The organism is Paenibacillus albidus, assembly GCF_014644435.1.
Classification (GTDB): domain Bacteria; phylum Bacillota; class Bacilli; order Paenibacillales; family Paenibacillaceae; genus Paenibacillus_AQ; species Paenibacillus_AQ albidus.
Map to the genome: position 1 here is coordinate 44,345 of NZ_BMKR01000012.1, position 20,865 is coordinate 65,209.

The 20,865-nt window shown below is 47.9% G+C and carries 24 protein-coding genes; 4 read left to right on the plus strand and 20 right to left on the minus strand.

Annotated features, from left to right (window positions below; translation table 11 throughout):
- Positions 1-12 precede the first annotated feature (12 nt).
- A complete protein-coding gene (locus IEY53_RS15785; protein WP_189026532.1) occupies positions 13-225 on the plus strand; it encodes a hypothetical protein in 213 nt (70 codons plus the stop codon).
- A 35-nt stretch (positions 226-260) separates the two neighbouring features.
- On the opposite strand, the gene IEY53_RS15790 is transcribed toward IEY53_RS15785, so the two are convergent.
- From IEY53_RS15790 to IEY53_RS15825, 8 genes are all read right to left on the minus strand, one after another.
- Positions 261-1,373 (minus strand): GerAB/ArcD/ProY family transporter, encoded by a 1,113-nt coding sequence (locus tag IEY53_RS15790; protein WP_189026533.1) that lies wholly within the window; start codon positions 1,371-1,373, stop codon positions 261-263.
- A gap of 25 nt (positions 1,374-1,398) precedes the next feature.
- Positions 1,399-1,629 (minus strand): hypothetical protein, encoded by a 231-nt coding sequence (locus IEY53_RS15795; RefSeq protein ID WP_189026535.1) that lies wholly within the window; start codon positions 1,627-1,629, stop codon positions 1,399-1,401.
- Between the two features lies 1 nt (position 1,630).
- A complete protein-coding gene (locus tag IEY53_RS15800; RefSeq protein ID WP_189026537.1) occupies positions 1,631-2,839 on the minus strand; it encodes a Ger(x)C family spore germination protein in 1,209 nt (402 codons plus the stop codon).
- A complete protein-coding gene (locus IEY53_RS15805; RefSeq protein ID WP_189026539.1) occupies positions 2,836-4,362 on the minus strand; it encodes a spore germination protein in 1,527 nt (508 codons plus the stop codon). The genes IEY53_RS15800 and IEY53_RS15805 overlap by 4 nt, the downstream gene beginning before the upstream one ends.
- A 229-nt stretch (positions 4,363-4,591) precedes the next feature.
- Positions 4,592-4,753 (minus strand): hypothetical protein, encoded by a 162-nt coding sequence (locus tag IEY53_RS15810; RefSeq protein WP_189026813.1) that lies wholly within the window; start codon positions 4,751-4,753, stop codon positions 4,592-4,594.
- Between the two features lie 186 nt (positions 4,754-4,939).
- Positions 4,940-5,539 carry an LOG family protein gene (locus IEY53_RS15815; protein WP_229696183.1) on the minus strand — a complete coding sequence of 200 codons (600 nt, stop codon included), beginning with the start codon at positions 5,537-5,539 and terminating at the stop codon, positions 4,940-4,942.
- 81 nt (positions 5,540-5,620) lie between these two features.
- A complete protein-coding gene (locus IEY53_RS15820) occupies positions 5,621-5,800 on the minus strand; it encodes a stalk domain-containing protein (protein ID WP_189026541.1) in 180 nt (59 codons plus the stop codon).
- Positions 5,793-5,951 (minus strand): hypothetical protein, encoded by a 159-nt coding sequence (locus IEY53_RS15825; RefSeq protein ID WP_189026543.1) that lies wholly within the window; start codon positions 5,949-5,951, stop codon positions 5,793-5,795. Before IEY53_RS15825 ends, IEY53_RS15820 begins: the two co-directional genes overlap by 8 nt.
- Positions 5,952-6,215: 264 nt before the next feature.
- Between IEY53_RS15825 and IEY53_RS15830 the strand changes: the two genes are divergently transcribed.
- On the plus strand, positions 6,216-6,887 hold the full coding sequence (locus IEY53_RS15830; protein WP_189026545.1) for a tetratricopeptide repeat protein: 672 nt from the start codon (positions 6,216-6,218) through the stop codon (positions 6,885-6,887).
- 335 nt (positions 6,888-7,222) lie between these two features.
- On the opposite strand, the gene IEY53_RS15835 is transcribed toward IEY53_RS15830, so the two are convergent.
- From IEY53_RS15835 to rpiA, 7 genes are all read right to left on the minus strand, one after another.
- Positions 7,223-8,338 carry a DUF4179 domain-containing protein gene (locus tag IEY53_RS15835; protein ID WP_189026547.1) on the minus strand — a complete coding sequence of 372 codons (1,116 nt, stop codon included), beginning with the start codon at positions 8,336-8,338 and terminating at the stop codon, positions 7,223-7,225.
- On the minus strand, positions 8,335-8,868 hold the full coding sequence (locus IEY53_RS15840) for a sigma-70 family RNA polymerase sigma factor (RefSeq protein ID WP_189026549.1): 534 nt from the start codon (positions 8,866-8,868) through the stop codon (positions 8,335-8,337). The genes IEY53_RS15835 and IEY53_RS15840 overlap by 4 nt, the downstream gene beginning before the upstream one ends.
- A 212-nt stretch (positions 8,869-9,080) precedes the next feature.
- Complete coding sequence (locus IEY53_RS15845) at positions 9,081-12,239, minus strand: MMPL family transporter (protein WP_189026551.1); 3,159 nt, start codon at positions 12,237-12,239, stop codon at positions 9,081-9,083.
- Entirely contained in the window at positions 12,236-12,688 is a 453-nt protein-coding gene (locus IEY53_RS15850) for a MarR family winged helix-turn-helix transcriptional regulator (RefSeq protein WP_189026553.1), read from the minus strand. The genes IEY53_RS15845 and IEY53_RS15850 overlap by 4 nt, the downstream gene beginning before the upstream one ends.
- Positions 12,689-12,878: 190 nt before the next feature.
- Entirely contained in the window at positions 12,879-13,319 is a 441-nt protein-coding gene (locus tag IEY53_RS15855; protein ID WP_189026556.1) for a GNAT family N-acetyltransferase, read from the minus strand.
- A gap of 10 nt (positions 13,320-13,329) precedes the next feature.
- Positions 13,330-13,746, minus strand: a complete 417-nt coding sequence (locus IEY53_RS15860) for a VanZ family protein (protein ID WP_189026558.1) — start codon at positions 13,744-13,746, stop codon at positions 13,330-13,332.
- Positions 13,747-13,814: 68 nt separating this feature from the next.
- The gene (gene rpiA, locus IEY53_RS15865) at positions 13,815-14,501 is read right to left on the minus strand and encodes a ribose-5-phosphate isomerase RpiA (protein ID WP_189026560.1); all 687 of its coding nucleotides are present in this window, start codon (positions 14,499-14,501) and stop codon (positions 13,815-13,817) included.
- A gap of 72 nt (positions 14,502-14,573) precedes the next feature.
- Between rpiA and IEY53_RS15870 the strand changes: the two genes are divergently transcribed.
- Complete coding sequence (locus IEY53_RS15870) at positions 14,574-14,771, plus strand: hypothetical protein (RefSeq protein WP_189026562.1); 198 nt, start codon at positions 14,574-14,576, stop codon at positions 14,769-14,771.
- Between the two features lie 8 nt (positions 14,772-14,779).
- Here IEY53_RS15870 and IEY53_RS15875 read toward each other — a convergent pair whose 3' ends face one another.
- Together IEY53_RS15875 and IEY53_RS15880 are read right to left on the minus strand one after the other, a co-directional pair.
- Entirely contained in the window at positions 14,780-15,253 is a 474-nt protein-coding gene (locus tag IEY53_RS15875) for a GNAT family N-acetyltransferase (RefSeq protein ID WP_229696184.1), read from the minus strand.
- Positions 15,254-15,305: 52 nt separating this feature from the next.
- Complete coding sequence (locus tag IEY53_RS15880) at positions 15,306-15,806, minus strand: hypothetical protein (RefSeq protein ID WP_189026566.1); 501 nt, start codon at positions 15,804-15,806, stop codon at positions 15,306-15,308.
- Between the two features lie 422 nt (positions 15,807-16,228).
- Here IEY53_RS15880 and fsa point away from each other — a divergent pair, with 422 nt between their 5' ends.
- Complete coding sequence (gene fsa, locus IEY53_RS15885) at positions 16,229-16,876, plus strand: fructose-6-phosphate aldolase (protein WP_189026568.1); 648 nt, start codon at positions 16,229-16,231, stop codon at positions 16,874-16,876.
- Between the two features lie 163 nt (positions 16,877-17,039).
- Here fsa and IEY53_RS15890 read toward each other — a convergent pair whose 3' ends face one another.
- The 3 genes from IEY53_RS15890 to IEY53_RS15900 form a co-directional block, all read right to left on the minus strand.
- Positions 17,040-17,873, minus strand: coding sequence for a phosphoenolpyruvate hydrolase family protein (locus IEY53_RS15890; RefSeq protein WP_189026570.1), 834 nt, complete (start codon positions 17,871-17,873; stop codon positions 17,040-17,042).
- Positions 17,874-18,204: 331 nt separating this feature from the next.
- Complete coding sequence (locus IEY53_RS15895; protein WP_189026572.1) at positions 18,205-19,413, minus strand: Tm-1-like ATP-binding domain-containing protein; 1,209 nt, start codon at positions 19,411-19,413, stop codon at positions 18,205-18,207.
- Between the two features lie 115 nt (positions 19,414-19,528).
- A complete protein-coding gene (locus IEY53_RS15900; protein WP_189026574.1) occupies positions 19,529-20,728 on the minus strand; it encodes a phosphoenolpyruvate hydrolase family protein in 1,200 nt (399 codons plus the stop codon).
- Between the last annotated feature and the right edge of the window lie 137 nt (positions 20,729-20,865).

Consider the following 20,865-nt stretch of genomic DNA (forward strand, 5'->3'; position numbering starts at 1 on the left):
AGAGTAACTTTCATGCCCATCAACCGCCCTTTGCTGACGGACAATGATTTTCAGGAAGCCGTAGACCGCAAACTGCCTGTCCGTGTGTTCGAGGATGACCACCTGGTGAATAAAGGAGCCACCATTGTCCGCTTTACCGCTTCCGATGTAGTCATCCAATCCCGTGTCAGTGATTTGACGTATTACTCCCGCAGCAGCTGCCAGTTCTTTGAGGTCAGACCCTGACCGATAACCGCCCGTATAACAGCAAAGCCGGAACTTCAGGAGATCTGAGGTTCCGGCTTTACTTTGGTGCGGATCAGGGCAACAAGTAACAGGAGCAGCGGCAGCAGCACACCATTGGTAAAGTCCCAATAGATGTAGAATTTCGGGATAAACGCCGTGTAGTACATCATATTGGGAGCGATAATATAGGAAAGCCCAAAGATAAGAAAAGCAGCTGGCACCGCCAGAGAATTCGGCCTGCGGGTTTTTGTAAGTTCGCCCATCCCTTTAACAAAGGCGAAAAAGTACAAAGTCCCCTTCAAAAACACCGCCAAAATCCAGTTAATGGCCAGCACCACTTCAATCCGCTCCAGGAAATTACCGATGTTAATCTTTTGAGCCAGGACATAAGAGGGAAAATGCTGATAGGAGGTGAAAAAAGCTCCCAGAATCAGCAGACAGTCAACGACATAAGACGCGACGAGCAAGCCGCCCAGCAGACCGCCCAGCAGCAGGTCTCTGCGGGTATGGGACTGTTGTCTCACATACGGAAAAATCATCAAAAAAACACATAATTCGCCGAATGGATACAACATCATAAATAAAGACCCGTGAATTACCGGAAGCAGCCCTTCCTGAAGCACCGGCTTTAAATTGGCAAAATCGATATTCTGTATTCCCAGCACGACCATGCTGATGAGTCCCAGAATAAACAGAAAGAAAAGCAGCTCCGCCGTCCGGGCTATTGGCTCCAGCCCTTTCCTGAATCCATACAGCAAAAGAAACACAAACAGCAAATGAACAGCACGTATCGGGGTGTCCCTTAAAATTTGTACGGTGATAAAATCGCCGATCTCCCTGATATAAACAGCTGTTGAGCATGCAAAAAAGAACATATACCATGCACTCACAAGATTACCCAGCCATTTACCAAATACTCTCCGGCAAATCCCGACCAGACTGAGACCGGGAAACAGGCAACTTAAATAGAAAAACATCCAAAGCAAGATTATCCCGGCCGGAATTCCGGCCAGAGCCGAAACCCAGGCATCCTGTTTGGCTAAATTCGCCAGGATACCTGGTATAATCAGGATCATATCGCCTACTACGGTGTATACAATAAGAATCGCCGCTTGCCGGGTGCTGATTTTTTGCTTTATTTTATTCACCTGTCCACCCCCTCACGGGCTTTGGTTAGAACCACGATGTAATCCACTGATTTACCGGCTGATAGAGAAACACAAGCATTTCCAGTGGACTGGGCGTATCTTCACGGCTGACCGAAAGAATACAAACCCATAGCGCTGCAGCGGACAAAATGCAGTATACAATAATGTCCCTGTAATACCGTTTACGCACCATCCGCGGCAATTCCCAAGCCATTGCCACCCCGGCTGCAACCAGGAGAATCATGCTCTGAATCATCTCAGGTCTCCTCCATGCTTTTTTTGAGAGACTGATTAGTGGTTCCGGCTTTTTTGATATCAACCTCGGCATGGCAATGAATTTCCAGCTCCGGCAGCTTGTTGTTCCACTCTGGTTTCAGCTTGTTCCACAGCTTGGCATTTTTTTGTTGAAGTGCCTGTCCAAGGCCCAGAAAATCGACTTTATACCGATGCTGCTCCACCTCAATCACAGATTCCATCAGCTTGACAATCTTTTCCGCCGCCATGTCCTCCAGCTTCTTAATCATCTCCAGATCAGTTATCGGTATCTCACTGTTCGATTCTGCAATTCTGGATAAGGTCTTCACATGGATATCATAAACGGGCTTGTCATTGATGATCCGAACTTTAATTTTCGTAGAACAATTAATCGTTTCAAAAGCAACCGTTCCACCATCCGTAGTAATATAGCCCACCGTGGAACCAATCCGATTTTTTATATAGTTGTAGCCCTTGGATTCTTTTTCATCCAGCCAGCCCATCAGCTTGTCTTTATTAAAGACACTTAATTCCTTTAACCTCAGCCTGGCTGCCGCATCAATTCTTTTCACATTGTTTAATTCCTCGCCCTCTTGCTCGTCCCCCTGAATTACCAGCCCTGTCAGAACCGCCTCATCGCCTTCAGCTGCGATGCCATTAACCAGATCCTCAATTTTGATAGCAGCAATTGAGGCGTAGGAATCAGAGGATACCTTCAAGGAGTTACTTAACTGGTTCGCCGGAATACGGTCGAGTGTGGTCAAGATCCGCAGCACTTCTCTCGCCTCTTTGGCTTTGGATACCAGCACATAATAATCTCTGCGTATTTTTGATTCTCTGAGCAGAATGTCCAGCACATCGGCCACGCCTTCTCTGGCCAGCTCCTCTCCGAAGATAGCCACCTGCACATGGGCGAGAAAAATGGTGCGCGGGCTGATTACAGTCATTTTGCGGAGCGCCTCAAATAAGGTGGGAGCGGTAACTTCATATAAAGTCACCGGTGCTTCTACTGAACCCTTTTGGTTAGCCGCGATTTCACCCGGTACCACAATCTGGGCTGATAATATAAATTCCTTCCCTTTTTTATCAATTCCCAGACCCATGGCAATTCCCAGTTCATCCAGTTCACGTCTGTCCCAGCAGCCGGAAAGCGGCATCACAAGCAGTACAGCAATAAGTATTCTGATCAGTAAGCCGCTCAAGCGTCTCACACCTGACCCTCCCCCTTCTTCACGGATTGCCGTCTCCGGTTCCCGGGTTGGGTAATGAAAGGGCGTTTGTTCATATAGGGCCACGGTACCCTCAGGATCGAATCCTTCCAGGCACCAGCCGGTGAAGGCGAGAAGGGGCTCAGATAGGAGATACCAAACGAGCGCAGACTCGTCAAATGCAGCAGCAGAATTATAATCCCTACAAAAATACCGACCATACCAAACGCTCCCGACAGAATCATCATGGCAAAACGCACAATCCGTATAGAAATCGACATACTGACCACAGGAATAACAAAACTGGAGATGGCAGTAATCGACACAATAATAACCATGGCTGCCGAAATAATGCCGGCCTCAACTGCCGCCTGTCCAATGACCAGAGTCCCGACGATCGAGATGGCCTGTCCGACATTACGGGGAATACGCACGCCGGCCTCCCGCAGAATCTCGTACGTAAACTCCATCAATATAGCTTCTACAAATGCCGGGAAGGGTACGCCTTCCCTTTGCGCAGCGAGCGAGATAAGCATCCCGGTCGGCAGCATCTCCTGATGGTAGGTGGTGAGTGCAATATACAAGGCCGGTACCAGCATGGAGATAAACAGTGCGGATAAGCGGACGATCCTAAGCAGCGTACTGATATCGGACCGGTTATAATAATCCTCCGGCGATTGAAAAAAATGCATGAACAAGGCCGGAACCAGCAGCACAAAAGGAGTGCCGCTAACCACAATGGCTACCCGCCCCTCCAACAAAGCCGCAGCCACTACATCCGGCCGGTCGGTGTTGAATACGGTTGGGAACGGTGTGAGCGCAGTATCCTGGATGTATTCCTCGATATACCCGCTTTCCAGAATACCGTCAATGTCAATGGACTCCAGCCGGCTCCGCACTTCCTCCAGTACCTCCTGCCGCACAAGTGTTTTCATATAAAGAATACTTACATCCGTTGAAGTGACCTCTCCGATGACAAAGGACTCGATCCGCAAATTCCGGTCTTTGATCCGCCGGCGCACCAGCGAAAGATTCGTCTTAATCCCCTCTGTAAAACCGTCCATCGGACCGCGGATCACTGTTTGGGAGGTGGGCTCGGTAAGTGCCCGTTCTTCCCCTCCGCTGGTCATTATGATGAGTGCCTGCTCCTTCCCCTCCAGCAGCAGTATACTTTCGCCCGACAACAATGCGTGGATCCAGTATTCCGGGTCACAGCTTATTCGGGTTCCCCCCGCAATAAGCACCTCTTCGATAAGAAACTGCATAATATCCTCTGTATTCTCGAACGTGTGCGGGAGGGTGAACGCTGGGGCCATCAACGATTCCAGTACAGATTGAAAGAGCAGCTGCGTGTCTACCAAACCTTCGATAAACACAAGGGTTGCGGGCCAACGCCCGGCAATCCTCAGCTTTTTGAAAATGATATCCTGACTGTACCCTAGTGCCTCTTGAAGAGCATGCAGATAGACAGCCGAATCCTCATCGTTGAGGGTATTATTGCTGGATATCCGAGAACCCGAGTTCATCCTTTTTCCTCCCAAGGCATAATCTGTCTGTGCTAGCTCCTTGTATTATGCTTCTAGATGAGCGGTATTAATCTCAGCCATACCCAATTTTACGGATTTGTTGCGTAATGCTTGAGGCCGAATGACAAAAAAACAGAGCAGCGATTCTCCCGTTACTTGAGAATCACTGCTCTGTCCGTTTCATTCATAGAAAAGCCGCTTTTGAGACGCCTCCCTTTTGCGTAAGGGATTATCGTTGGCTGCTTTTATTGTTCGCTTTCAACTTCTCATTCAGAATATCCTGAAAGCTTTGCGTTTTCTCATCATTCTGGTCTTGCTTGGAATTAACCACGGGCTGAGGTCTAAAATATTGATGATTGAAAGCCATAAGATTATGTACTGTCATATTCATAAGGTTCAAACCTCCTTCCGTAATCATTTCTAAGACTTTGCACGCTCGCGTAGTTGCTTATCCCTTATTTAACCCGTTCCTTCCATTCTTAAACAGTTTATGTTCATAAAAACGAAAAAAAATCACCTCAGCCCATAATTTTGGACCCAAAGTGATTCAGGAAGGAACGTTCCTTCTTTCAGGGAATTACCCTAGAGGGTTGAAGGAAGTTTGCCCCAAAGTATCATCACTTGCCTTGTAGCTCTTCATCCATTCAAGCAATTCCGCTGGTTCGGATGCGATTCTCAACAAGCCCAGAGTCGATGGAGCGGCAAAACCCTCCTCGACACTATGCGTGATCATCTCTGCAAGCGGGTCAAAATAACCCCGCACATTGAGCAGGCCGATAGGTTTACGGTGAATGCCAATCTGCGCCCAGCATAAAATTTCGAGCAACTCCTCGAACGTACCGACCCCGCCGGGCAGCGCAATAAACGCGTCGGCCATGCCGCTCATGACCGCTTTGCGTTCATGCATGCCTGTGACTTCGATCAGGCTGGTCAGGCCGGAATGCCGGATTTCTTCCTTGAATAAATCTACCGGCATTACTCCGACGGCTTCGCTGCCACTGGCAAGCACGCCATCCGCTACCTGGCCCATCAGGCCGTTGCGCGAGCCTCCATAGACCAGACGGCAGCCGTGGGCTGCAATCTGCTGCCCAAGCTCCCGTGCTTTTACCGCATACTCTGCATGAAGCCCGGGATTTGATCCGGCGAACACACAAATCGAAGAAACCAATCCTATCACTCCAGACTTTGTTAATATAGTCCTGCTGTAATGAATTCACCCATTGTAACGCAAAATATCAATTAATATATCAAGTGACTGTTATTTTTGTGTAGTCAGTGTGAGCCGGTAAAGGTTGCCCTCCCATTTCGCCGTGATTCCCAGTGCCTGAGCTAGAGCACCTGCGGGAACCAGCAAAGTGTAACTTACTTTAATAGCAGGCGGACGTACTGCGATACTGCCTTTTCCTCCGTCCGGTATAAACTGTCCCTCTTTAAGCATGACCGACTTCCCCTGCTTGCCCAGGATCGTATTCACGCCATCCCAGGCACCGTGTAGCCAAGGGCTTGGCCACCTCCCGCAGCGGAACCATCACGCTTCCCTCTGTATAAATGGCAGATTGTTCGGACTGTATGACCTTTCCGTTAATCACCAGCGCCACCGGCTTAAGAATGGGGACACTTTGAACGGACGTGAATCAAGCGCACTGATTCCCTTCTTTGTTATATTATTGTATTTTTAGTTTCTATTACACTAGAACGCAATTTTCATCACAAAAGTTGTTCCGAAAACGTATCCAATCTTAATACTACAAAAGTGTATCTTCCGATTTTAATGGAATATGGTATAATTACCCTGCCTTTCGATGCTAATTTTACTTGGAATAGGTGAACCAAATTATTGATGGAGGGAAATCATGTTTAAAATTTTCGGGTTTATTTTCTTGTGGAGAATCATCGGCAATCCTTTTGTGGCCCTGATCATTCTATTCGCCATATTGTATCTTCTGGACCGGCGTTATGTGGGAATCTTTCCCAGCATCACCAAACCCTTTCGCAGAATGCGTCAAATCTCCAAATTACGGACCGCTGTATCTCTGAACCCGAATGATGTCTCCTCCAAATTCGAACTGGCCAGACTGCTATCGGAACGCAAGAAATATAAAGAAGCCCAGCCGATATTGCACCAAATTGAAGACCGTTATGAACAATCGGCTGAATATTGGGTTGAACTGGGGCAAGTGAATCTGAAGCTTGGACAGACAGCCGAAGGTGAAGCCCAAATCCTGCAGGGACTGGACATCAACCGCAAGGCGCAATATGGGCAGCCGTACCTCCGCCTGGCCGAAACCTTCCGTCACACAGACCGGGACAAAGCCCTTCGGTACGTAAGCGAGTTCCAGGAGATTCAATCCTCTTCCAGTGAGGCCTATTACCTGGCCGGCTCCATGTTCAAGGCCCTCGGCAGAGAAGAGGATGCCAAACGCGCATTTGCCGAGTCCATCGCCATCTACCGTTCTCTCCCCAAATATAAGAAACGCCAGGAACGCGGCTGGGCGTTGCGCAGTTTTTTCGCCAAAATGAGATAAAACGGATTACATACACTAAAGGCAAAAAGGGGCTGTCCCATAAACCATGAAATGGCTGCTTGGGATAGCCCTTATTTTTGAGTAGGATATACGTGAGTATTTGGTGAGAACGCTCCGCAAACGGACCGTTGTTTCAAATGCTCACCAAAGTCATTATTTACGTCTACACCCAACGTGTCTATTCTTCCCGACAAATTGCCAAAGCCGTCGAAGCAAGCCACTGGCTTTAGAATTAGTAAGGCTGTCTCATTCGTAAGGAAAATCTACTTTTAGGACAGCCCCCTTGCTCTTTCCGGCTGTCTTTTCTCCGGTGTGCTTCAATATAATGAAATGAATTATTCTACAGGTACTGTAATTTCCAGCTCAGGAATATATATTTTTTCCCCTTCAGCATCTCGAGTTAGCACTTTAACCGTCACCGACTTCGGCAGTGTCTCAAAAGGCTCCCAAGAGACGGAATAGCTTAACACCTCATCATCTCCTGTCCCGTTGCCGCCAATCCACTTCATGGTTCTTCCCTGGTCATCCATGATCTCAAATTCAATGTTGAGGAAATCGCCAGCTGTTTTATATTTATCTGGAATTCTCTTCATAAAGTCACGGATGTCTTCACCTTGTTCACCCTTGATCTCGGCCACCAGACGTGTCGTAGTCCGGCTAAGTTCAATTCGATTCAATTTCAGATGGATATGATCATGGGATTTGCTGACTTCAGGTGTCAGTACAACGTCGTTCAGCGTGTTTTTAGTGACCGGCAGTTGGAACTCAAATTTCTGCTCTAGTTGCGGGATGAAAACGACCATACCCAATTCGAACTCGTCGGGTATTTGTAAATTGGGCGATTCAAATGTGGTCACAATAATCGAATTCGGGGCCTGATCCCCTCCGGAAGCAACACCCCAACCGGTATTAACCTGCTCTCCATTGATGTAGAAATCGATATTTGCAACCAGACCCTCTTCCGAAACACTGTCCTTTATCCACCAATCCATAAAGGACTGCTTATTCTTCTCGGCCATTTCACGGCTTAAGACGACAGACAAACGACTGCCATCATACATGAGCTCCGAGACACGAAGGGTCCAGCCTTGATGAGTCACGCTCTGATTAACGTCTGTAGTCACACCTTGTTCACTGGCTGCCTGGAGTCCCAAATCCCCGGCCAGCTTAAATACACTCTCCACCAGGGGGATCTGCTTCAGGGTTAAGGCCATCGCGGGTGAGATGAAGCCGGAGCCGATAAGTAGAATCCCTCCGACAGCAGCATAAGCCGCCACTATCATGACACGACGCAGCCAGCTCCGCTTTTTGAGAACCTGCATCTGCTCCGTCGAAACATCACCAAGCATCCGGTAAGTCTGATCCATACGACAACGGACGCTCTCCGGCAGCTTATCGATCCACGGTTCTTTCAGACGATCCAGTTTCTGCTCAAATTCAACTTGATTCATAAGTACAGCTTCCTTTCCACGGGATCTGCAAGGGATTGATACAGGATCTTTCGGGCCCGGTGAAGCCTTGTCTTCACAGCACTCCCGGACATTTCGAGAATATCGGCAATCTGCTGAAGCGGCAGATCCTGATAATAATGGAGGATCACGATCGTGCGCGAGGTCTCATCCAGGTGGTCGATCGAATCGCGCAGATCGATGTGATCCGCCTCAGCAGCACCGCCAATACTGGCCGGAGGTTCCGCCATTGCAACTGTCCGTGCTCGTTTACGCAGAATTATATTGCATTCATTGATTAGAATACGAAACAACCATGTCTTGAAATAACGTGTGTGCTCCAGTGAAGTCAGTCCTTTGTAAGCTCTCAGTACGGATTCCTGCATGGCATTAGCACAATCCTCATCTTTTTTCAGAATCGATTTAGCCACATTATACAGAGGCATTTCCAAGGTTTGGACCAAATGTATAAAGGCGTCCTTGTCCCCCTTTTGAGCCCGCTTTACCCATGTTTCCTGCTCTTGCGAATCCAAATGTCCGTCTCCTTCCTCCCAGCCCGGCTGATGCCGGCCTATCTCCCCTCTCTTTGCAGCAGATTAGATGCCGGAGGAACGTAAAAGGTTACATATTCCAGTAACTTCTCAATATCTGCTCCAATTGTTATCTATACAATACAAAAACCGCAAGCTCTCATAAAAGAGAACTTACGGTTGTATTACTATCTATAGAGCCTATGATTCCTTCATTACATATCAAATGTTTTCGGCTTTTCTTCACCCGCACTGGCCGGGAAAGGCCACCAGTTCGCCCGCCCGAACATCCGCACCATCACCGGCACGAAAAATGGCAGGAAGATAAAGGCATACAGCGCCAACCCCACCAGAACAACTGTGGCGATCTGCATCATCGACAATACACCGGAAGGGTACATCGAGGCAAAAGTACCGCCCAGAATAACTACAGCAGACAAAATGACAGTCCCCATATTACGCATAGCGTGGAGAATGGCTTCACGCACATCCCAGGTTTTGTTCTCGTTGAAGCGGGCCATCAGGAAGATACTATAGTCCACACCAAGCGCCACCAGCATGACGAAGCTGAAGAATGGTGTAGTCCAGGTAATCCCTGCATATCCCAGCAGGTTCCCAAAGATCGCCTCGGTCACACCCAAAGCTGTAAAGTAAGTAATCAGCAGAGAGACAATCAGATACACCGGCATGATTATGGAGCGGAGCAGCAGGACCAGAATGATGAAAATGCCGCCCAGCATCAAAACAACTGTCCGTGTATAGTCTTCGTTGGATATTTTCTGCAAATCGCTGTAGGTGCTGGTCACCCCGCTTATTGCTGTTTCCGCATTCTCAAGTTTTGTATCCTTGACCGCACGGTCTACCGCAGCCTGAAGATCATCCATGCTGTCGATCGCTTCCGAGCTGTAAGGATTATAGGAGAAGACTACGTCCAGTGTCATAACTTTACGGTCATCCGACAAGTAGTTGTCAAACACCTGCTGGATGGCTTCGGCTTCCAGCGCCTCTGCCGGCACCAGGAATCCGCTCAGCTCGTCATCCTTGGCGGCTTGAATCTGGCCCAGGTAGTCCTGCGCTGAATTTAAACCTCCGCTGATTTGCTTCAGACCTTCCGCGCTTTGGCTTAAGCCCGAAGTCAATTCACCCAGTTGTCCTGTCAGTTCGCCGAACCCGTCAACCAGCTGCTGCTGGCCGCCCTGCAATTGATCCAGTCCACCCTTAAGGGACGGGATTTGATCCACAATCTGACCCTGGCCTGCGGCGGCCTGGTTCAGACCGGTTTGCAGCTGGCCAATTCCGGCCGCGAGCTTCGTGAGCCCTTCGGCCAGCGCCGATTGACCGGCAACCGCCTTGGCATAACCACTGTTGGCTTCGTTAAGCCCGGCGGCAGCACCTTTCAGCTGCTCCGTAATCTGGCCCAGACCGGCGGCCAGCTTCGTCGCGCCCGCACCTGTCTGGGTAACCGTCCCTTTGATCGTCTGATAATCGGCGTTCTGCAGCAGATCCGGATGGCTGGTTTCAAGCCCCGTAAAGGAAGCATTTAGGCCGCTCAAGGCCACCGCAACTCCCTGCAGCTGCTGATGAATCTGTCCAAGTCCGCCATCCAGCGCAGTCAAACCGCTGCCGATTTGCTTGTAGCCTTGCAGCAGCCCGGCATTCGCAGCCGCCAATTGCTTGGCACTGGCAGCAGCTTGCTGGAGACCCGCTTTAATCTCTCCGGCTCCGGCAGAACCGCTTCGGATACCTTGCTCAATCTTGGATAAACCTTCGCCCAAAGCGGTCACACCTGCCTTAAGCTTCACGGTTCCTTCGGTAAGTTTGGCGCTGCCGGACACCGCCTCGTTCAGCTTCGGCGCGTTGGAGCTTAGCTGCTTGCTCGCATCCGACAACCCGCCCTGAATCTTCGTCAGTCCTGCGCTCGATTGTTCCAGCCCGTCGGATAAAGCGGCCACCTGGGTCGGAATCAGGAAATCATTGATTTCCTCACCTGCCGGACGCGACAAGCTGCGGACTGACTTCACGCCGTCAACCTTCGCAAGCTCGCGGCTGATTTTCTCCGCAAGGCCCATATATTCTGCAGTATCCATCTTGTCATCATTTTTGATGATGATCTTGCCGGGCATTGACTCCCCCGGACCAAAGCTTTCGGAGATGATATTGAACCCTTTGACCGAAGCATAGTTCGGGCCAATCTCATCCATGCTGTTAAAGGACAGCTTGCCGTCATACGTAACAAGAAACGGAATAACTACTGCCGCCACGATCAGCAGCGCAGCCCATGGTCTTTTTAGAGAAAAGGAGCCTGCAGCCCCCCATATCCGGCTTTCGCTATGCTCCAGCTTGCCGCGTGAAGGCCAGAACAGCCTTTTGCCCAGAACAGCCATAAAGAACGGAACAACCGTGACCAGGGCAAGCAGCATCACAGCAATCCCCACCGCCACTGCTACGGCAGAACGGTATAATACGAACTGGGAGAAACCAATCGCCACGAAACCCACAAATACAGCCAGCCCCGAATAAAATACAGTGCCGCCTGCCTTGCGGTAAGTCTCTATAATGGCACTTTTGGTATCCTCCGAGCTCATTAATTCTTCCTTGAACCTGCTGATCAGCAGGATGCAGTAATCCGTACCAATCCCGAACAGTACCGCCACCATAAAGATCTGGGTGAAGGTCGACAACGGGAAATCGAAGCGGTCCACCAAAAACGCCACCAGTGACTGGGCCACAATATAACTGAGTCCCACCGTAAGCAGCGGTACAAACGGAGCTACAAAAGACCGGAATACCACAAATAGGATGAGCAATATAAATACAACCGTGATATACTCCGATTTCTTTAACCCGGCTTCCGAGCTGGCAATCGTATCCTCGGTAATCAAACCTTCACTGGTCAAATAATGGTCAACACTGACCTCTTTCAGCAGCGCATCCATTTTCTCCGGCAGCGCCTTAACTGCCTCTTCGCCGCCTTCGACCATCAAAGCCACCATAACCGTCTTGCCATCCTTGGCAATCAGCGTATCAGCCAGCTCACTTTGCGAAAAAGGTTCCGTAATCGAATCAATATGTAACGTTTCCTTGTTCTCCGCCAGCTTGTTGATCCCCTGCTGTATGCTTGCGGTTCCTTCTGTGCCGAGGCCTTGCGGATTGTTGAATACAAGCGCCACCTGGTGCAGGGTTTCCCCGCCTTTCGCTTCGGCCACCTCATTCATAATCTCAGCGGCTCTGGAGGAGGTATATCCGTCCGGAACCGAAATTTGCCCCTTCTCGCGCACCAGGTCGGACATTGCCGGCGCTGTCATAAAGAGAACAACGGCTGCTGCGATCCAGACTGCAATAACCGCCCATCTTGCTTTTAATATCGTATTCAATTTTTGCTCCCCCCCGGCTCCTGCATTAAATGGCCCAGTCTTTCAAACATCATAATAAACTTCTCAATATCCTTTTCGTCAAAGTGGGAAAAATAAGGAGAAACAACCTCCATCACCTGCTTCTCTGCCGCTTCATACGTACTCCGGCCAAGCTCCGTCATCGACAGATAGACTTGCCGCCGGTCGCTCTCATCGCGTGTGCGTTCTATAAATCCCGCTTCCGAGAGCCGGTTGATGATGGCTGTAATGGAGCTTTTGCCCACGGCGAAGGATTCCGCCAGATAAGTGGACGTGCACAGCTCCTGCCCGTTAATCAGTCTCAGAATCAGATATTGGTCATTGGTTAAACCGGCAGCAATGCTGTCCCTGATCTGGGCGTTAATCCGTCTTGTCACAATCAGGTATGCATCGAGATACCGGTTAATCCAGCGCGCGGCTTCTTCATTCAATTTAAGACCCTCCTTGCCCTAATAATAGTTCATGTGTAGAACAGTTCTACTGTAAAACTATATTATTCATAAAAAAAAGTCAATCCATTTCCAAGTCGATTCCTTTTCTTAAGTTCCGACTCCAAATACAAAAGGCAGGCCGGGTTCTAAGATCACCCAGCCTGCCATTGTATGCAGAAATTCACAGCTTTTATTCCTCATCCTCAAATTCTTCAACTTCATATACACAGCGGAACATCTCAATGCCTGCGGTATTCTCGCCAAGGCTGTAGACCATAAAACCCAAGGCACGGTAAAAATCGGCCGCCACCTCATCTTCGGTTTCCGCCAGCACATACCGGGGCTGGTGCACCGTCAGCAGCTCCAGGATCATTCCGCGTGCGTAACCTTTGCCCCGATTCTCCGGAAGGACCGCAATATGACGGATAACCAAGGAACCGTCTTCCGTCTCCTCATACCCTATCAGACCCAGCAGGAGACCTTCGTCTTCCCAGCCTTTTAATTGCAGCGGGGATTGTCCCGCGTATTCAGCCGAAATTCCTGCCAGTTCCTCCGGTTCTTCAATTAACGCGTAGACTAACAGTTCGTCCACTTCGGGAGTTCCGATTCTTGTCTTCAAATCAATCAGCATATGATCCTTCCTATCTTCTTCTTATTCTTCTGCCTGCCTTCAGGAGGACACAGCCGGTCCATACACCCAGCATATTCAGCAGCAGGTCATCAATATCGAAGCTCCCTACCCGCAGAAGCATTTGCAGCGTTTCGAGCAGCAGAATACTCGGCACTACGGCCACCGCAATCCAGAACACGGACTGAAGGCGTGGCTTCAGCAGAGGCAACAGTATCCCGAACGGCACAAATACGGCTACATTGCCAAGCAGGTTGACCAGCCGGCTTCCCAGTGTCAGTCCGTTCTCCAGGTTAAAAAAAAGCTTTATGGTCTTTAGCGGAACCAGGTTATAGTGCAGCGGTCCTCCGGTCCCGGCCTCACGGCCAAAACCGATAAACATCCAATAGACAACAGTAGCACTATACAGAGTCAGAATAACCCATGTCAATCCCCGCAGCGGCTGCCGGAGCCCCTTCCCCGGCCCTGAAAGAGCTCTCGTCCGAAGCTGTCCCACAATTAAGCATTCCGCCGGGTAGTTATCACTTCGATGCTCCCGTCCTGTTTGCCTACTATTGCGAGATCCGCAATGCCGATGAACAGGCCATGCTCGACGACGCCGGGAATATTCTGCAAGGCGTTCGCCAGCTCTGGAGCCGACTCTATGGCCTCAAAGCGGCAATCCGCGATATAATTCCCGTTGTCGCTCTTGTAGAGTTCTTCCCCACTGCGGCGCAGCTCGGGCTTGCAGCCCAGCTTGGCAATCTCCGCAACCGTCCACTCCCACGCAAAGGGAACCACTTCTACCGGCAACGGGAACTTGCCGAGTACCGCTACCGCCTTGCTTTCGTCTGCCACTACAATCATCCGGCCGCTGTTGCTGGCGACAATCTTCTCCCGCAGCAGGGCGCCTCCGCCCCCTTTGATCAGCTGCAGCTCGCTGTCCAGCTCGTCCGCTCCGTCAATGGTCAGGTCGAGGCTGTCAATGTCTCCAAAAGACACCAGTGGAATCCCCAGTTCCCGCGCCTGATCTTCGGAAGCGCGTGAAGTAGCTACTGCAGTAATGTTCAACCCTTCCTGAACCCTTTGGCCCAGCTTGCGGATCGCCCAATAGGCGGTAGAGCCGGTGCCGAGGCCTACCTTCATGCCATCTTTAACATATTCCACTGCTTTCTCTGCTGCCAGCTGCTTTACATTGAGACTCATTTTTAACCCTCCATAGTTTCCGTTATAATGTAATAGAATGATCCCACACCATCCCCAGGAGGAATAGGCAAGATGAGAAGCGAGAACCAAATAAAGTCCAAAATCAACGAACTAACCCTGCAGCAAAGATCCCTGGAATCCAGACTCGCTCCCTTAGCGGAGCAAGACCCTCAGCGGAATCAGCTGCAAATCCAAATGGAGCGGACCGAAGATATGATCATGATGCTGGAATGGGTCCTGAATGCCCCTGCCGGCAAATATCATGCTTAAGCGTCTTGTTAAGCCGGCAGTACCTTGCCATAGCATAGACTATCCGGGTCGCCTACATACGGCCCAAACAGCTCAATGGGGCTGTAGCCATGCTTCACGTACAGTCCGATGGCTTCCGGCTGCTTGATCCCGGTCTCCAGCAGAATCTCCCGATAACCTGCTGCGGCCGCTTTCTCTTCCAGATATAGCAGCATGCGTGTGGCTATGCCCATGTTGCGGCAGTCCGGAGCTACATAAAAGCGTTTCAATTCCATGGCCGGGGCTTCTCCCGGCTTCCTGTCATGAAGCGGCCGCAACCCGCCGCAGCCTGCCGGCTTCCCGTCTGCATAGGCAACTACAAACGTCATTTCTTTGACCTTCGGGTCGTCAAAATCCACGACATAGATGGTTTCATGCGGGTAACGCTCCACAAGCTCAACGTCCAGGTGCTCAATCAAGGCGCGCAGGTCCTTATTCACCGGTTCTACAAGTTCAAAATTCACTAGAGACAACTTGAAATACACTCCATTCTTTAAGGCGCAAGGCCGCATAAAATTAGTCTGACAGCGCCTCTTCCAGTGTTCGGAGCAATGCTGCTTCCTCCGGAGTCACTGTGAGGTCCTCGAAGCTCTTATACTCTAGTATAGTGCCCTCTCCCCTTAATTCCCTGATGCTGCTGAGCATAAAAAGCTTGGCCTCCCCAAGCCGCATCTCTCCCTGGCCTCCCGGCAGCCTGCATAGAACAAGTGAATACTCCTCCTGCAAGGAAGCGGATCTGTCTGCAGGAGACACTGCCGGGACCGTCAAGCGGAACAAAGGCATACCCGGATCGGCTTCGGGCAATCCCGGCCCGGTCAGATGATACACCGAGTAGGTGCTGTAAGCGCTTGGCAGTTCCTTCCCCTCCCGGGTCCGGCTGGAGATCAGCTTGCTGTTCTGATAAGCAAGGATTCCGGCCGCCAACAGCAGCAGGAATCCAACTGCCCCTAAGCCATAGATCATATGTACCTCATCCCCCGCCCCCCGAATCCTAACCTTCAAACCACATGACTTCATATTATCATGAGAGGAAGCTGCCGGGAAATGCTGTTTTAGAGTATAGGCATAATTACTATATTTAAGCTGAACAAAAGATAAATAACAAAGACGAGAAGGAGGGAAGGGGAAGTTTGGAACTGGAGGAGCGATAGCGACCGCCCGAAAGCTTTCCGCAGGAAAGCTCGCATCGTAAGCATAAGCTGTCTTCGGATTTCAACCAAAAGTAGTGTTTAATTAAAGAAATCTGAAGACAACAGCGGCTGGAAGTCCAAACATTCACCGTAGTGACGGGCTAATCTTACGTTAACCTCTTAAGTTCATCTTATATAGTTAATTTGAATATTTCAAAATAACAGTTGAAACTTCGAACCCGATGTCTCATAATGGTGATAGGAATGCTGCTTGTCAATCCATATGGAAATCAAGGGAGGAAATTGTACATGAAGTTTTTCTTGGATACAGGGAATATTGAAGAAATCAAACGTATCACCCGCCTCGGATTAGTGGATGGCGTAACGACAAATCCGTCACTCATCGCCAAAGAAGGCAGACTCTTTAAAGATGTAATCAAAGAAATCGTCGCCATCGTGCCAGGGCCGGTCAGCGCGGAAGTCATCGGGCTCAAAGCTGAAGACATGCTTAAGGAAGCCTATGAAATCGCCGAGTGGGCGCCGAACGTTGTGATTAAACTGCCTATGACCGAAGACGGCTTGGAAGCTTGTTATGAGCTGACCAAAAAAGGCATCAAAACCAATGTAACCTTGATCTTCTCCGCCGCACAAGGACTGATGGCTGCCAAAGCAGGCGCAACCTATATCAGCCCGTTTGTAGGGCGTCTTGATGATATCGGTGTGGATGGCATGCAGCTGATTAAGGATCTGAAGACCATTCTGACCAACTTTAATCTTCCTTCGGAAATTATCGCCGCGAGCATCCGCAATATCGCGCATGTGGAACAAGCTGCTATCGCCGGTGCCCATATTGCGACGATTCCGGGCTCTCTCTTGCCTTCCCTGTGGAAACACCCGCTTACAGACAGCGGAATCGAACGTTTCCTGAAGGATTGGGAAAGTGTTCCTAAAGCCTAATACCACCTTTTTATAACAGTAAGCCCTTATCCGGCCATCCGGATAAGGGCTTTTTTAAAATATAAGAATTTATATGTTTCACGCTATATATTATCCTTCTATTTCTCGCTAAAACACCCGTCCTTTAAAAGGACGGCGTAGCCGTTTTCACTTGTGATCTTAATTATTTATATGTTATTGACTTAAACGCAACGGTCTGATCTTTTATACCTTTCTCGGCTGCAAATCTTTCAATACTGGATGCACCAAAGAAACCGTCTATTCCTTCTGTTCTTTCAATTACGTATGCAGCATCTTCAGGTTCTGCAATAGGTCCTCCGTGACATATTACCATTATATCCGGATTAATTTCTTTACCGGCTTTAATAATAGCTTCAATTTTCTTAACACAATCATCTAATGTTAGGGCTGTTTTTGCGCCAATTGTACCTTTGGTAGTTAAGCCCATATGTGCTACCAGGATATCTGCTCCTGCCGCTGCCATTGCTTTTGCCTGCTCGGGATCAAATACATACGGAGTTGTAAGCATGTCTAATTCATGTGCTGTTCTAATCATTTCTACTTCTAAATCATATCCCATACCTGTCTCTTCTAAGTTTTGTCTGAATACGCCATCAATCAAACCTACTGTCGGGAAATTTTGCACGCCATTAAATCCTTGGTCCTTTAACTGTTTTAAATAAACCTCCATAACTCTAAAAGGATCTGTTCCGCATACGCCTGCTAATACTGGTGTATTTTTTACAACTGGCAATACTTCAGCACCCATTTCAACTACAATTTGATTTGCATCCCCATAAGATAATAATCCGGCTAATGATCCACGGCCTGCCATTCTATATCTTCCAGAATTATAGACAATAAGCATATCAGCGCCGCCAGCTTCACTGCTTTTAGCAGTAATACCTGTACCGGCTCCTACTCCCAATAGGATCTTTCCGTTTTTCACTTCTTCCTTAAACTTTGCAATAATTTCTTTTCTCGTATTTTTGTTCATTTGTAAATCCTCCATAATCATTATATTTTTTATGTGTCTTATTTGGCTCAAATCCATAATCAGCGGTTAACTTGGCCCCAGCAACAACTCGTCACTGGGAGCGGCTGTACAAGGAAGCGGACTCAGGAGATCTTATTTGAGGCAACGAAAGGTGTTGTCCTTTTTCACGGACTCAGGGGAGCTTATTCTATGATCTCTAGCCCAAAACGAAGGTCATTTGATCATTTAGCGGCTCCTGAGTCCGTTTGACCAGGAAAATGAGCTGATTTCGCGAAATAACGTTTCTCCAGTCCGTTCAGTCTGTCAACAGCTTATTTTGAGGTAAAGCCTCTTATTTACTCATTAAATCTATTAATTTTTGTGCTGCTGCTTCTGCAAACGCTACATCATTTATGGCATAATTCATTTCAATTACCTCTACAACATTTCTGTTTATACCCTCTCTTAAGGTATCAAATAACATCTTATCTTCCTCTGCTCCATAGAAGGCTTCACCTTCAACATCAATGGCTGATATGCCTTTGAGAGGCAACATTAAAACGGTTTTCTCTTTTGCCATATTTAATTTATCGACAAGCTTTTTACCGATCGCTTCATTTTCTTCTACAGTTGTTCTCATGAGTGTTACTGTAGGATTGTGCTTATAGAACTTATGTCCGGCAAATTTCTCCGGTATGGTATCGTAAGGTCCAAAGTTACACATATCAAGTGCACCTACGGATACAACCTGTGGAACATGATTTTTACCGGCTGCCTCCAAACGATGAGGTCCTGCATTCAGAATGCCACCGATAATTTCGTCTGCCCACTCTGTTGTTGTAAGATCTAATACCCCTTCAATAAATCCAGCCTCAATAAGCGCTTCCATGGACTGTCCACCTATACCTGTGGCATGGAACACTAGTACTTCATACCCTCTATCCTCAAGGTATTTTCTGGCGGCGGTTACACAAGGAGTGGTCACCCCAAACATAGTTGCAGCAATCAATGGCTTTTTCTCTATGACCTTTGTATTTTCAAATTTAACCATACCTGCGATTGCAAATGCTGCATTTGTAAAAATCTTTGTTGAAATTGAGTTGAGCCCTGCAACATCTACTACGGACGGCATCATGACAATATCACTTGTACCTACATATGGCGCAGTATTTCCAGATGCTACTGTGGATACCATAACTTTAGGTACACCAATGGGCAGCGCTCTCATAGCTGGTGCCACTAGTGAAGTTCCTCCGGTACCCCCTAAGGAGATGATTCCATCAAATTTACCCTGTTTGTATAATTCAGGCACTAGTTGTTCCATACCTTTGGATAATGCTTCCGTTGCTAAAGCTCTGTCATTCTTAGCAGCGAGCGTTGTAATGTCCAGGCCTATTGCCTCTGCGATCTCACTGTTGGATATATCCGGTTTAAATGTAGGCTCAAATACACCTGTATGAATGGTAAAAGTACTTAGTCCCAAACTTTCAAGCAAATGTTTAAGGTATAGATACTCTTCACCTTTAGTGTCAAATGTCCCCGCAATGGCGATGGTCTTCATTTTTTAACCTCCTTTTAAATTTTGGCTTTTAAGAACGTTCTCATAAAAAAAACAGTATGATTAACAACAAATTAATCATACTGTTTCGGCTTATTTTCGAAAACGCTTTAATGTCTTATCTTTTTGTGTTTAGGTTAGATTTATATTGTTTTGGAGAATAACCTTTATACTTTTTGAACATTTTGCTGAACTGTGCATAATCCTGATACCCGACTAATGGCGCTAGCTCAGAACATTGGATATTTTCTCTGTCTAATATTTCTGCTGCTTTATCCATCCGGAATTTAACAATGTGCGTTTGGAAACTGCAGCCCACTTTCTTTTTAAACAAACTGCTTAAGTAACTCCTGGATACATGAGCCACCTTGGCTAAATCCAAAAACGAAATATCATTCATGTAATTTTGGGCAACGTATTCTTTCACGAATTCAACATAATCATAGTGTTTTGTTACTCCGTCCAACATTTTAACCATTAAATCATCTTCATCAAGCTTACCCGATCCTTTAAAGGCTTTGGTTATATTTGTAATGGACTTTTCGGAAGGAATTCTCTCAAAAGCAGACCCCCCTATATATCCCATTAAGTCTTCATTATTACTGTACATATATTGAACATCAATGGGTGTTTTCACAGGGCCACCATACACCAGCTTAATTAAATCCGGCTTCAACTCATTACATATATTAAATATCTTGTCCGCTTTAACCTTTGCGGCTTCCAGGGAGAATACCTTTTTTGCTCCTAATAATCCACCTTCTGTTAAACCTAAGTGTGCACAAATAACATCAGCACCCGCCTCAATCATCTGAGCCGCTTGTATTTCATCAAATACAAAGGCAACTGTAAACATATCTCTTTCGCGGGCTATTCTTATTGCTTCTACTTCAAGCAGATAAGCGTTCCCCTCTTCTTGGAGAGCTTCACTAAATAGTCCGTCTAAGAGTCCAACTGTGGGGTAGTTATTAATACCGGAAAACCCCATATCTTTGATTTCATTTATGTAAGTTTCCATTTCCTTGGTAGGATCGGTTGCATTAAGCCCAAAAATAATAGGCAGATCCTGCACCAATGGTATAATCTCTCTAGATGCAAAGTCCATTACCATATCATTGCTATTGCAAAACGGCAAAAATCCGGCTAATGAGCTTCTTCCCATTTGGCGGAATTTACCTGAATTTAACGTCAAAATAAAATCAGCTCCACCTTGTTTAGCATACTTCGCAGTTATTCCCGCACTTGTTGATACTCCAATAATATGATTCCCCATTTTCAGTTGGGATTTGAGATTATCCAGTATTTGTTCTCTTTTCATACTTACTAATCCCCTTACCTATAGGATGGAGCAGATGCAAAACCAGTATAACAAGTACGTGCTTTACATACCAGTGGAACCCTATCCAGTAATCGTTGAAGTAAGCTTCTACAAATCAAACACGAAAAAGCGCCCCA

Coding starts and splice junctions, on each gene's coding strand:
- IEY53_RS15810 (WP_189026813.1), bottom strand. CDS start 4,753: ATGAATATGACAGTACATAATCTTATGGCTTTCAATCATCAATATTTT.
- rpiA (WP_189026560.1), bottom strand. CDS start 14,501: ATGAGTCTCAATGTAAAGCAGCTGGCAGCAGAGAAAGCAGTGGAATAT.
- IEY53_RS15805 (WP_189026539.1), bottom strand. CDS start 4,362: ATGAACTCGGGTTCTCGGATATCCAGCAATAATACCCTCAACGATGAG.
- IEY53_RS15820 (WP_189026541.1), bottom strand. CDS start 5,800: ATGCTTAAAGAGGGACAGTTTATACCGGACGGAGGAAAAGGCAGTATC.
- IEY53_RS15835 (WP_189026547.1), bottom strand. CDS start 8,338: ATGAATCAAGTTGAATTTGAGCAGAAACTGGATCGTCTGAAAGAACCG.
- IEY53_RS15785 (WP_189026532.1), top strand. CDS start 13: ATGCCCATCAACCGCCCTTTGCTGACGGACAATGATTTTCAGGAAGCC.
- fsa (WP_189026568.1), top strand. CDS start 16,229: ATGAAGTTTTTCTTGGATACAGGGAATATTGAAGAAATCAAACGTATC.
- IEY53_RS15880 (WP_189026566.1), bottom strand. CDS start 15,806: ATGAAGTCATGTGGTTTGAAGGTTAGGATTCGGGGGGCGGGGGATGAG.
- IEY53_RS15900 (WP_189026574.1), bottom strand. CDS start 20,728: ATGAAAAGAGAACAAATACTGGATAATCTCAAATCCCAACTGAAAATG.
- IEY53_RS15795 (WP_189026535.1), bottom strand. CDS start 1,629: ATGATTCAGAGCATGATTCTCCTGGTTGCAGCCGGGGTGGCAATGGCT.
- IEY53_RS15895 (WP_189026572.1), bottom strand. CDS start 19,413: ATGAAGACCATCGCCATTGCGGGGACATTTGACACTAAAGGTGAAGAG.
- IEY53_RS15890 (WP_189026570.1), bottom strand. CDS start 17,873: ATGAACAAAAATACGAGAAAAGAAATTATTGCAAAGTTTAAGGAAGAA.
- IEY53_RS15870 (WP_189026562.1), top strand. CDS start 14,574: ATGAGAAGCGAGAACCAAATAAAGTCCAAAATCAACGAACTAACCCTG.
- IEY53_RS15830 (WP_189026545.1), top strand. CDS start 6,216: ATGTTTAAAATTTTCGGGTTTATTTTCTTGTGGAGAATCATCGGCAAT.
- IEY53_RS15855 (WP_189026556.1), bottom strand. CDS start 13,319: ATGCTGATTGATTTGAAGACAAGAATCGGAACTCCCGAAGTGGACGAA.